At 70.6% G+C, this 12,186-nt stretch carries 10 protein-coding genes; 5 read left to right on the top strand and 5 right to left on the bottom strand.

What is annotated here, in order from left to right; translation table 11 throughout:
• Positions 1-69: 69 nt before the first annotated feature.
• Positions 70-684 (bottom strand): TetR/AcrR family transcriptional regulator, encoded by a 615-nt coding sequence (locus ACZ7KF_RS29350; protein ID WP_471081402.1) that lies wholly within the window; start codon positions 682-684, stop codon positions 70-72.
• Positions 685-892: 208 nt separating this feature from the next.
• Between ACZ7KF_RS29350 and ACZ7KF_RS29345 the strand changes: the two genes are divergently transcribed.
• The 4 genes from ACZ7KF_RS29345 to ACZ7KF_RS29330 all read left to right on the top strand — a co-directional run bounded on the left by ACZ7KF_RS29345 (position 893) and on the right by ACZ7KF_RS29330 (position 5,262).
• Positions 893-1,864, top strand: coding sequence for a tetratricopeptide repeat protein (locus ACZ7KF_RS29345; RefSeq protein ID WP_471081399.1), 972 nt, complete (start codon positions 893-895; stop codon positions 1,862-1,864).
• Between the two features lie 622 nt (positions 1,865-2,486).
• Entirely contained in the window at positions 2,487-3,125 is a 639-nt protein-coding gene (locus ACZ7KF_RS29340; RefSeq protein WP_471081396.1) for a DUF6230 family protein, read from the top strand.
• Between the two features lie 117 nt (positions 3,126-3,242).
• Positions 3,243-3,833 (top strand): DUF6114 domain-containing protein, encoded by a 591-nt coding sequence (locus ACZ7KF_RS29335; protein ID WP_471081393.1) that lies wholly within the window; start codon positions 3,243-3,245, stop codon positions 3,831-3,833.
• Positions 3,823-5,262 (top strand): hypothetical protein, encoded by a 1,440-nt coding sequence (locus ACZ7KF_RS29330; protein ID WP_471081391.1) that lies wholly within the window; start codon positions 3,823-3,825, stop codon positions 5,260-5,262. The genes ACZ7KF_RS29335 and ACZ7KF_RS29330 overlap by 11 nt, the downstream gene beginning before the upstream one ends.
• Before the next feature lie 97 nt (positions 5,263-5,359).
• Here ACZ7KF_RS29330 and pyk read toward each other — a convergent pair whose 3' ends face one another.
• The 3 genes from pyk to pta all read right to left on the bottom strand — a co-directional run bounded on the left by pyk (position 5,360) and on the right by pta (position 10,170).
• Entirely contained in the window at positions 5,360-6,787 is a 1,428-nt protein-coding gene (gene pyk, locus ACZ7KF_RS29325) for a pyruvate kinase (RefSeq protein ID WP_471081388.1), read from the bottom strand.
• Between the two features lie 84 nt (positions 6,788-6,871).
• On the bottom strand, positions 6,872-8,083 hold the full coding sequence (locus ACZ7KF_RS29320) for an acetate kinase (protein WP_471081385.1): 1,212 nt from the start codon (positions 8,081-8,083) through the stop codon (positions 6,872-6,874).
• Positions 8,080-10,170, bottom strand: a complete 2,091-nt coding sequence (pta, locus tag ACZ7KF_RS29315; RefSeq protein WP_471081382.1) for a phosphate acetyltransferase — start codon at positions 10,168-10,170, stop codon at positions 8,080-8,082. The genes ACZ7KF_RS29320 and pta overlap by 4 nt, the downstream gene beginning before the upstream one ends.
• 201 nt (positions 10,171-10,371) lie before the next feature.
• Between pta and ACZ7KF_RS29310 the strand changes: the two genes are divergently transcribed.
• Entirely contained in the window at positions 10,372-11,397 is a 1,026-nt protein-coding gene (locus ACZ7KF_RS29310; protein WP_471081379.1) for an ATP-dependent 6-phosphofructokinase, read from the top strand.
• A 46-nt stretch (positions 11,398-11,443) separates the two neighbouring features.
• Here the strand turns inward: ACZ7KF_RS29310 and ACZ7KF_RS29305 are convergent, their stop codons facing one another.
• Positions 11,444-12,160 (bottom strand): helix-turn-helix domain-containing protein, encoded by a 717-nt coding sequence (locus ACZ7KF_RS29305; RefSeq protein ID WP_471081377.1) that lies wholly within the window; start codon positions 12,158-12,160, stop codon positions 11,444-11,446.
• Between the last annotated feature and the right edge of the window lie 26 nt (positions 12,161-12,186).

Raw genomic sequence — 12,186 nt, 5'->3', positions numbered from 1 at the left:
CTCCCGTGTGCCGAACGGGCGTCAGCCCCGGCGGTGTCCTTCCGGCGCCGGGGACGGGCGCGTGCCGGGTCAGCCGCCGGCCGCGGCCAGTCCGTCCAGCAGGACCGCGGTGAACCGCGCCGCCCAGCCGCCGTCGACCGGCTCGCAGGAGACCAGGGTGCGGTGCACCACCGCGCCGGCGATCATGTCGAAGATCAGGTCGATCTGCGGGCCGGGGTCGTTGGTGTCGGCGGGGATCTCGCCCCGGCTCTGGGCGCGTCGGCGGCCCTCGACCACCAGTCGCTTCTGCCGGGCGACGATCTTGTCGCGGAGCCGCTGCCGCAGGGCCTCGTCGTGCGTGGCCTCGGCGACCACCGCCATCAGTGCCGTCTTGGTGGCGGGCTGCTCCAGCAGCTCGGCGAACTGCAGCACCACACCCTCCACATCGGCCCGCAGGCTGCCGAGATCCGGCAGGACCAGCTCGTCGAAGAGGGTGGCCAGGGCGTCGATCACCAGCTCGTTCTTGCCCGCCCAGCGCCGGTACACCGTCGTCTTCGCAACCCCGGCCCGGGTCGCGACGTCTCCCAGGGTGAGCTTGGACCAGCCCAGTTCGACCAGAGCCTCCCGGGTCGCGGCCAGGATCGCGGTGTCCGCCGCGGCGCTGCGCGGGCGCCCGGTACGGCTGGCGGGGGTGCGGCTCTGCATTCCACGACCATAACCGGCGGGTCGTGTGGTGCCGTGAGGGAGATCACCGAGGCGTGGTGTCGCGAGGTGCCCTCATGGCATTACGCTACAGGTCGTAGCGAAAGCTCGCGAGGGACGTACGCGGGCGACGACCGTCAGGCGTGGGTGGGGACCCGGCGCCGCACATCGCTTTTTTCACTCAGGCGCGGGATCGGGGGAGGATAGACGCATGCAGCCACGGAACATGTCCATGAGCGGTGTCGTCGACCTCGCCGCGGTGAAGGCGGCCCAGGAGGCCAAGAGCAAGGCCGAGCAGGCGCGCGCCGAAGCCGCCCGGCAGGGCGGGGCGGGGGCCGTCTCCCCGGCCGATCTCGTCATCGATGTCGACGAAGCCGGTTTCGAGCGCGATGTCCTGCAGCGCTCCGCCGAAGTACCCGTCGTCATCGACTTCTGGGCCGAGTGGTGCCAGCCCTGCAAGCAGCTGAGCCCGGTCCTGGAGCGGCTGGCCGTCGAGTACGGCGGGCGCATCCTGCTCGCCAAGATCGACGTCGACGCCAACCAGATGCTGATGCAGCAGTTCGGGATCCAGGGCATCCCGGCCGTGTTCGCCGTCGTCGCGGGCCAGGCGCTGCCGCTCTTCCAGGGGGCGGCCGACGAGCCGCAGATCCGGCAGACCCTGGACCAGCTGGTGCAGGTGGCCGAGCAGCGCTTCGGGATCACCGGTCTCACCGTCGACCCGGACGCCGAGCCGGGCGGTGCCGCGACGGCCGCGGTGCACGAGGGCCCGTACGACGCGGCGCTGAACGCGGCCGCGCAGGCGCTGGACGCGGGTGACCTGGGCGGTGCCGTCCGGGCGTACCAGAGCGTGCTGGCCGACGACCCGGCCCACCCGGAGGCCAAGCTGGGGCTGGCGCAGGCCGAACTGCTCCAGCGGGTGCAGGATATGGACCCGCAGAAGGTCCGTCAGGAGGCCGCCGAGCGGCCGAAGGACGCCACGGCGCAGATCGCCGCCGCCGACCTGGACCTGGTGGGCGGTCATGTCGAGGACGCCTTCGGGCGGCTGATCGAGACCGTGCAGCGCACGGCGGGCGAGGACCGGGACGCCGTACGGGTCCGGTTGCTGGAGCTGTTCGAGGTCGTGGGTCCGGAGGATCCGCGGGTGGTCGGAGCACGCAGGGCGCTGGCGCGCGCCCTGTTCTGACCAGTCGCTAAACACCCCGGCATGTGATGCCGGGGTGAAAGGTTCGCCGACGAGGCGCCACGGTGGCCGCGCTTTACCAAATCTTGGTAATCGCTGCTCCTGTTACTCCGAGTAAATCGAGGCCGTTGGTCTGTCTGGTTTCGTCCAGGGATCAACGGCTTTGCTCTGACCATCGATGCCACCGAGCGTCGCACTCCGAGACCGGTCGGTCGTCCTCCGGTTATCCCGCCGTTACTAGCCAGTAACGAACCCCCTTGTGTCCAGGGCGAGAATGCACCACGATCGGCGACGCTCGGTCCATTCCCGTACCCCGGCATCCGGCCGGGTCACGGGAGACTCTGGGTCCCCACCGAGCAGAGCCGGCGGCAGTGGCGCCGGCTCTAGGACAGGGGGGTCTTCGCCGTCCGGTGAAGCCTGTCCAGCAGGGTTGTGCGTGATGCGTGTCAGGCGCGACCAGTGGTTGTCGCTCGGGGGTGATCGCCGGTGATTCGGGCGCGTTTCGCGCCACCGAGCGCGGGCGCTCTCCTTCCCGAGGACGTAGCACTTCTCCCATCCCTGCCCGGCTGAGCCGCCGACTGGGGCGAGTCCGGGCCAGGAGATGTACGTCCGAGAAGGAGGAAATATGGAGTCCCAGGTGCGTGGCGGGACCAGATGGAAGCGGTTCGCTGTGGTCATGGTGCCCAGCGTGGCCGCCACGGCGTGTATAGGTGTCGCCCTCGCGCAGGGCGCTCTCGCCGCCTCGTTCAGCGTGTCCGGCCAGTCGTTCAAGGTGTCCGCCGACCAGCTCGTCGGCACCGGGTTCGAGCAGTACGGGGCCATCGACAGCGGCTACACGCTGGACGGCAAGAAGACGGCACACCCGGTGGCCGTCTCCGCGTTCAAGCACGCCGAGATCACCAACCTGTGCCAGTCCGTGGTCACGCCGGACGTGCCGATCTTCGGCAACGTCAGCCTGATCCTGCGGGCCGGCGGCGAGGGCCACGACAAGGTCCAGGCCGAGAACATCTACATCGACGTTGCCGACCTGAACGCCGATGCGACCTTCGACAACATCGACATCGGTGTGGCCGCCAAGGACGCCTCCAAGGGTCCGGGCATGAAGGGCGGCGGCGAGCAGGCCAACCCCTTCGGCTTCGCGCAGCAGGCCGACAAGGCCACGCTGGTCGGCGTGAAGCAGACGGCGTGGGCGACCACGGCCGGCACCTTCAAGCTCAGCGGCCTGAAGATGTCGCTGTCGACGGGTGTCAAGGAGTGCTACTAAGCACTCGATGACGGGCGGGGGAGCCGGTGGCGCCCCCGCCCGTCCACTCTCCGGCCGCGTCCTCACACGCGGCACACATCACCACCACAGCAACGCCGCACCAGGGAGCTGTTTTCCATGAGCGCCGAGACTCCTGCCGCCGCACCCGGCCAGTTCACCCGCCGGAGGCTGCAGTTCCGCGCCTGGCGGGGCACGCGTCCGTTCTGGGCCGGTCTGTTCGTCATGCTCGGCGGCCTTCCGATCATGTACTTCCCGTACGCCCATCTTCAGTTCGGACACCTGACGCTGGCGATGTCGACCACCGCGGGAGCAGGATCCCTGATCATCGGTGTGCTGCTCATCGTCCTGGGCGTCAGCCTCTGGTTCCAGAAGCACGTACGGGTCTTCGCGGGCGTCGCCGCGATCCTGCTGGCGCTGGTGTCCATCCCCGTGGCCAACTTCGGCGGCTTCGTCCTGGGCTTCCTGCTCTCCCTGGTCGGTGGAGCGATGGCCGTGGCCTGGGGGCCGGGCGCGCCTCCGCAGCTGCAGCCGCCCGGTGAGGCCGCCCCGGGCGAGGGCGGTGCCCCCGAGACGGCCCCGGTGCCGCACCAGGGCGCGGACCCGGTGGGCGACGTGCGACCCGCCGGGCCCTACAAGGCGCCGTGGGAGAACGACCTGTCAGGAACGAGCCCGGCCAACGGGGCGAACGGGAGGCACAGTGCCGGCTGACGAGGTGACCCGCGGGACCGACGTGGACGGGTCCCGCGCGAGAACCGGGCCCCGCCACGCGGCCCCCAGAAAGCCGCTGTTCACCAGGTTCCACATGCCGGCCGGCAAGGCCATAGCCTCCGTGGCGATGCCCACGGCGGTGCTCATGGGCATGGGCTTCACGTCGTCGCTGGCCCTGGCCGACAACAACGGCAGCCCGTCCCCGTCCTCGACGGCCAAGAGCCTGACGGCCGACGAGTACAAGGACTGCGTCAAGGCGCTGGACGACACCGAGGACCCCTCGGCCTCGCCGTCGCCCTCCGCCTCCGAGAGCGACGCGGACACCGCCACGCCGGCCCCCTCGGCGAGCGACGACGGCAAGGACGCGCAGGACACCGGGGGCACGAAGGGCACGGGCGGCACCTCTTCGCCGGATTCAGGTTCCGGCGACAAGGCCACGCCCGAGCCGACCGCGACCTCCGGATCCTCCGACTCCGGCTCGGGCACCGGCACCGGCACCGGCACCGGCACCGGCACCGGCACCGGCTCGTCGGGCTCGGACTCGGGCTCCGCCGGCGACACGGCAGCGCCGGAGCCGTCCCGGACCGAGGGCGGCGGCGGGAACGTCCTCGACACCATCGGCGACACGATCGGTGACATCCTCACCGGCGGCCACGCGGACTCCGGCACGCCGTCCGCGACCCCGACGCCGTCCGCGTCCTCGTCCCCCACGGGCACCCCCGCGGGCGACGGCAAGGACACGGCCGACGGCAAGGACTCGGGCGGCAGCGTCTCCGACACCGTCGAGGACACCGCGAAGAAGGCCGAGGACACGGTCGAGGACACGGTCAAGGACACGACCGAGGACACCACCGGCACCGCCTCCAGGACGGCGGAGGACGCCACCGGGACGGCCGGGGACGCGACCGCGGCGGCCACCCCGAGCCCGTCGGCGAGCGAGTCCGCCTCCGCCGAGGACTGCCCGGTGGCCACGGACGACGAGAGCGGCGTCGACAACAAGGTGCCGGTGGCGGACGACCCCTGGTACCTGAACGCCAGCTCCCTGCTCCTCAAGGGCGCCGACTACCAGGGCATCGTCGAGGTGAAGACGGCCAACGGCACCACGAAGAAGGTGCTGAAGTACGTCATCTCCGGCGGTACCGACATCGGCGACCTGCACCAGACGGTGGACGACAAGCAGGCGAAGAAGACGTACCACGTCCAGGCGTCCAAGGGCTCGACGTCCACCATCACCGGCGGCGACACGGTGATGTACACCGAGAGCATCTCGGGCAACCTGTTCGGGCTGATCCCGGTGACGTTCAGCCCCGACAGCCCGCCCCCGCTGAACATCCCGCTGATCTACTTCACCCACGTCAAGGTGGTCCAGGCGGCGCAGTTCGGCGGCAACCTGCACGTGCCCGGCATGCACGTGTACACGACCGACTGAGCGGTCGCACAAGCCGGTTCGGGAGCCGCAACAACACCGAGGGCGCCCCCTGTCCAGGGGGCGCCCTCGGTGCCGTACAAGGCCCTTACGGCACGGTTCAGTTGCTCTGGCCGCCCAGGTGGTGGACGCGGAGCATGTTGGTGGTGCCGGGGACCCCGGGGGGCGAGCCGGCGGTGATGATGAGGGTGTCGCCCGCGTCGAAGCGGCCCAGCCGGGCGATCTCCTGGTCCACCAGGTCGACCATCTCGTCCGTGGTGTTCACGAACGGCACGACGTGCGACTCGACGCCCCAGCTGAGGGTCAGCTGGTTGCGGGTGCCCTCGTCCGTGGTGAAGGCGATGATCGGCTGCGTCGCGCGGTAGCGGGACAGCCGGCGCGCGGTGTCACCGGACTGCGTGAAGGCGATCAGGCCCTTGCCGCCGAGGAAGTCGGCGATCTCGGCCGCCGCACGGGCCACCGAGCCGCCCTGCGTACGCGGCTTCTTGCCCGGCACCAGCGGCTGCAGCCCCTTGGAGAGCAGCTCCTGCTCGGCCGCGGAGACGATCTTCGACATGGTCTTGACCGTCTCGACCGGGTAGGCGCCCACGCTCGACTCGGCCGACAGCATGACCGCGTCGGCGCCGTCCAGGATCGCGTTGGCGACGTCGGAGGCCTCGGCGCGGGTCGGGCGGGAGTTGGTGATCATCGACTCCATCATCTGGGTCGCCACGATCACCGGCTTCGCGTTGCGCCGGCACATCTCCACGAGGCGCTTCTGCACCATCGGGACCTTCTCCAGCGGGTACTCGACGGCGAGGTCGCCACGGGCCACCATCACGGCGTCGAACGCCGCGACGACGTCCTCCATGTTCTGCACCGCCTGCGGCTTCTCCACCTTGGCGATCACCGGGACCCGGCGGCCCTCCTCGTCCATCACGCGGTGGACGTCCTGCACGTCCTTGGCGTCCCGGACGAAGGACAGCGCGACCATGTCGCAGCCCATGCGGAGGGCGAAGCGCAGGTCCTCGACGTCCTTCTCGCTCAGCGCGGGCACGTTGACGGCCGCGCCGGGCAGGTTGATGCCCTTGTGGTCGGAGACGACACCGCCCTCGATGACGATCGTCTTCACCCGCGGGCCCTCGACGTCCAGGACCTTCAGCTCGACGTTGCCGTCGTTGATCAGGACCTGGTCGCCGCGCGAGACGTCGCCCGGCAGTCCCTTGTACGTCGTACCGCAGATGTGCTTGTCGCCCGGCACGTCCTCGGTCGTGATGACGAACTCGTCACCGCGCTCCAGCTCGACCGGACCCTCGGCGAAGGTCTCCAGGCGGATCTTCGGGCCCTGCAGGTCGGCGAGGACGCCGATGGGACGGCCGGTCTCCTTGGAGGCGGCCCGGACGCGGTCGTACCGCGCCTGGTGCTCGGCGTGGGTGCCGTGGCTGAAGTTGAACCGGGCCACGTTCATGCCCGCCTCGATCATGGCGACGAGCATCTCGTGGGAGTCGACCGCGGGGCCGAGAGTACAGACGATTTTCGAACGGCGCATGGGGCGATCCTATCGGTTTGTTTCGCTACGGAATATTCCGTCTGGCGGAAGATACAAATGAGTGCCACACCGCTCAGGTGCTATTCAGTTGTTCTTTCCGACCAGTGCGTAGGTCTGCGTCGCGATCTCCAGTTCTTCATCCGTCGGCACCACCGCGACCGCCACCCGGGCGGAGTCGGGCGAAATCAGCCGCGACTCGCCCGCGCGCACGGCGTTCCGCTCCGGATCGACCGCCGGACCCAGACCCTCCAGGCCCGCGATCGCCGCCTCCCGCACCGGTGCCGCGTTCTCGCCGACCCCGGCGGTGAAGGCGACCGCGTCCACCGAGCCGAGGACCGCGAAATAGGCGCCGATGTACTTCTTGAGCCGGTGAATGTAAATGTCGAAGGCGAGCGCGGCCTCTTCGTCCCCCTCGTCGATCCGGCGCCGGATCTCCCGCATGTCGTTGTCCCCGCACAGACCGAAGAGGCCGCTCCTCTTGTTGAGAAGAGTGTCGATCTCGTCCATGGACATTCCGCCGACTCGCGCCAAATGGAAGATGACGGCCGGGTCCAGATCACCGGAGCGCGTACCCATCACGAGCCCCTCCAAAGGCGTCAGCCCCATGGAGGTGTCCACGCACCGGCCCTTCCGCACCGCGGAGGCGGAGGCGCCGTTGCCCAGGTGCAGCACGATCACGTTGACCTCGGACGGGTCCTTGCCCAGCAGCCGCGCCGTCTCCCGGGCGACGTACGCGTGCGAGGTGCCGTGGAAGCCGTAGCGGCGGATCCGGTGGCGGTCGGCGATCTTCGGGTCGATCGCGTAGCGCGCCGCCGACTCCGGCATCGTCGTGTGGAACGCCGTGTCGAAGACGGCGACCTGGGGCAGGTCGGGGCGGAGCGCCCGCGCGGTGCGGATGCCGGTGAGGTTGGCCGGGTTGTGCAGCGGGGCGACCGGGATCAGCCGCTCGATCTCGGCGAGCACCTCGTCGTCGATCACCGTGGGCTCGGTGAAGAACATGCCGCCGTGCACCACCCGGTGCCCGATCGCGGCCAGCTCGGGGGAGTCCAGGCCGAGGCCGTCCCGGCTCAGCTCCCCCGCGACCGCCTTGAGAGCGGCGTCGTGGTCGGCGATCGGCCCGGTGTGCTCACGGGTGTCGCCGGAGGCGAGGCAGGTGTGCTTGAGCCGGGAGGTCTGCTCGCCGATGCGCTCGACCAGGCCCACCGCCAGCCGGCTGCTGTCCCGCATGTCCAGCAGCTGGTACTTCAGGGACGAGGAGCCGGAGTTGAGGACGAGGACACGGGTGGGGATGCTCACTGCTGGGACGCCTTCTCGCTGGGGTTCTGGGCCTGTATCGCCGTGATGGCGACGGTGTTGACGATGTCCTGGACGAGCGCGCCCCGGGACAGGTCGTTGACCGGCTTGCGCAGACCCTGCAGGACCGGGCCGACGGCGATCGCGCCGGCCGAGCGCTGCACGGCCTTGTAGGTGTTGTTGCCGGTGTTGAGGTCGGGGAAGATCAGCACGCTGGCCTGTCCGGCGACCTCGGAACCGGGCAGCTTGGTGGCGGCGACGGACGGCTCCACGGCCGCGTCGTACTGGATCGGGCCCTCGATCTTCAGGTCGGGCCGGCGCGAGCGCGCCAGTTCGGTCGCCTCGCGCACCTTGTCCACGTCGGCGCCCGAACCGGACGTACCGGTCGAGTACGACAGCATCGCGATCCGCGGCTCCACGCCGAACTGCGCGGCCGTGCCGGCCGACTGGATGGCGATGTCCGCCAGCTGCTCGGCGTTCGGGTCCGGGTTGACCGCGCAGTCGCCGTAGACCAGCACCTTGTCGGCCAGGCACATGAAGAACACGGACGACACGATCGAGGAGTCCGGCCGGGTCTTGATGATCTCGAAGGCGGGCCGGATGGTGGCGGCCGTGGAGTGCACCGAGCCGGACACCATGCCGTCGGCCAGGCCCTCCTGGACCATCAGGGTGCCGAAGTAGTTGACGTCCGACACGACGTCGTAGGCCAGTTCCACGGTCACGCCCCGGTGGGCGCGCAGGGCCGCGTACTTCTCGGCGAAGGAGTCCCGCAGCTCGGAGGTGCCCGGGTCGATCAACTGGGTGTCGCCGAGGTCGATGCCGAGATCGGCGGCCTTCTTGCGGATCCGGTCCTCGGGACCGAGCAGGGTCAGGTCGCACACGCCCCGGCGCAGCAGCACCTCGGCCGCGCGCAGCACCCGCTCCTCGGTGCCCTCCGGGAGCACGACCCGCCGCCGGTCCGAGCGGGCCTGTTCCAGGAGCTTGTGCTCGAACATCATCGGGGTGACCCGGCCGCTGCTCGGCGCCGAGACCCGGCGGGCCAGGTCGGCGGTGTCGGCGTACCGCTCGAACAGTCCGAGCGCGGTCTCCGCCTTGCGCGGGGTGGCCGCGGTCATCTTCCCCTCCATCGAGAACAGCTGCTCGGCGGTGGGGAAGCTGTTGCCGGACACCGAGAGCACCGGAGTGCCCGGGGCGAGACGGGCGGACAGGGTGAGGATCTCCTCGCTCGGCACCTCGTTCAGCGTGAGCAGCACGCCGGCTATCGGCGGGGTGCCGGCGCTGTGCGCGGCGAGCGCGCCGACGACCAGGTCGGCGCGGTCCCCGGGGGTGACGACCAGGCAGCCGGGGGTCAGGGCGCCCAGGAAGTTCGGCAGCATCGCACCGCCGAAGACGAAGCCCAGTGCGTCGCGGGCCAGCCCGGAGTCGTCGCCGAGCAGCACCCTGGCGTCGAGCGACTGGGCGATCTGCGCGACGGTCGGCGCGGACAGGGCGGGCTCGTCGGGCAGCACGTACGGGGGGACCGGCAGGCGGTCGGCGAGCCGCTCGGCGATCTCGTCGCGGTCCTCGCGGGCCACCCGGTTGGCGACCATGGCGAGGACGTCGCAGCCCAGGCCGTCGTAGGCGCGGTAGGCGTTGCGGGTCTCGGCGAGCACGGACTCGGCGGCCTGCTTGCGCCCGCCCACCACCGGGATCACCGAGGCGCCGAACTCGTTGGCGAGCCGGGCGTTCAGGGACAGCTCGTCCGGCAGCTGGGTGTCGGCGAAGTCGGTGCCGAGGACCAGGACGACGTCGTAGTCCCGGGCCACCAGGTGGAAGCGGTCGACGAGCGTGGATACCAGTTCGTCGGTACCCTGCTCGGCCTGGAGCGCGGACGCCTCGTGGTAGTCCATGCCGTAGACGGTCGCCGGGTCCTGGGAGAGGCGGTACCGGGAGCGCAACAGCTCGAACATCCGGTCGGGCCGATCGTGGACGAGGGGACGGAAGACCCCCACCCGGTCGACCTGCCGGGTCAGGAGTTCCATGACTCCCAGCTCCACGACCTGGCGGCCGTCACCGCGGTCGATCCCGGTCACGTACACGCTGCGCGTCACGTGTCCACTCCGTTCCTCATAGCGCTCTGTCGCGTCTGTCGCGTCTTCGGCATAAAAATCGCTCACCGAGGTGAGCAGAACCCTCTTGACAGTACCCCTGCTGCCGGATAAGGCGCCCGTCAAGACTTCACCTGTCCGGCGGACGTGAAACAATCGTCACTGGCTCACCGGTACACGACAGCGAGCAGGAGACACAGCACGATGCGCATCGGAGTTCTCACCGCAGGCGGCGACTGCCCCGGCCTGAACGCCGTGATCCGGTCGGTCGTGCACCGCGCGGTGGCGCAGTACGGCGACGAGGTCATCGGCTTCGAGGACGGTTACCGCGGCCTGCTGGACCGGCACTACCGCACGCTCGACCTGGACGCGGTCAGCGGCATCCTGGCCCGCGGCGGCACCATCCTCGGCTCCTCGCGCCTGCAGCGCGACCGGCTGCGGGAGGCCTGCGAGGGGGCCGCAGACATGGTCGAGGAGTTCGGCATCGACGCCCTGATCCCGATCGGCGGCGAGGGCACGCTCACCGCGGCCCGGATGCTCTCCGACGCCGGTCTCCCGGTCGTCGGCGTGCCCAAGACCATCGACAACGACATCTCCTCCACCGACCGCACCTTCGGCTTCGACACGGCCGTCGGCGTGGCCTCCGAGGCGATGGACCGCCTGAAGACCACCGCCGAGTCCCACCAGCGCGTGATGGTCGTCGAGGTCATGGGCCGGCACGCGGGCTGGATCGCCCTGGAGTCCGGCATGGCCGCCGGCGCCCACGGCATCTGCCTGCCCGAGCGGGCCTTCGACCCCGCGGACCTGGTGAAGATGGTCGAGGAGCGCTTCTCCCGCGGCAAGAAGTTCGCCGTCATCTGCGTCGCCGAGGGCGCCCACCCCGCCGAGGGCTCCATGGACTACGGCAAGGGCGAGATCGACCAGTACGGCCACGAGCGCTTCCAGGGCATCGGCACCGCGCTGGCGTACGAGCTGGAGCGACGCCTCGGCAAGGAGGCCAAGCCGGTCATCCTCGGCCATGTCCAGCGCGGCGGTGTGCCCACCCCCTACGACCGCGTCCTCGCCACCCGCTTCGGCTGGCACGCCGTCGAGGCAGCGCACCGCGGCGAGTTCGGCCGGATGACCGCGCTGCGCGGCACCGACATCGTGATGGTGCCGCTCGCCGAGGCGGTCACCGAGCTGAAGACGGTGCCGAAGGACCGGATGGACGAGGCCGAGTCGGTCTTCTAGCCCCACGGCTCACCGGCCGGCCGGTGAAGAGGCGGCGGAGCGGCGGTCAGCCGGTGCCGTCCGCCACGGCCGACCAGAAGTTCTCGACGATCCCGTCCAGGAACCTCTGCCCCGACTCGCTCGCGCCCTTGCCGCCGCCGCCCCAGCTGAGGGTGGCGGCCATGTGCCCCTGGTAGTCCTGGTGCAGTGCCTGGAGCACCCGCTCCAGCACGGCCTTGTCCAGGGGGACGAGCTTCGTGACCGGCCGCACATAGGCCTGCCAGCGGGTGGTCACCGCGCTGTGCAGCAGCTCGGCGAGCTTCTCCTCGCGGCCGGTGACGGCGACGAAGTCGGGCAGGGCGAGGTCCAGGATCCCGGCGAGCGCGGCCGACTGGCGCTCGTTGCCCCGCCACTGCCCGCTCTCCTCCGCCCGCAGATACGTGCGCAGGTCCATGCCGACGGCACGGGCGACGTCCTCGGGCGCGACGGCACGGGCGACGCGGTGCTCGCGCAGCGTCCGCGGGCGGCCGATCAGCTCACCCGGGGAGCACCACAACACACCGGCCAGCGCGGTGATTTCGGGGTTTCCGGGGGCGACGGTGCCGCGTTCCCAGGCGATCACGAGATCAGGGGTGACGTACGGCAGCCCGTACGAGGCACGCATCCCGTAGGCGACGTGCTCGGGCCCCATGCCGAGGGCGGCGCGGAGCCTGCGGGCGGCCGGGGCGTTGAACGGGGGAGCCAGGGGGTTCGGTTGGGCTGAGGGAGGGCGCACCCGGCACAAGGTAGGGGCACGCCGGTGCGCTGACT

Source organism: Streptomyces sp. NPDC038200, from assembly GCF_055600785.1.
Note: the sequence above shows the minus strand (reverse complement) of the source record. Positions and strands in the feature narration are given on the sequence as shown.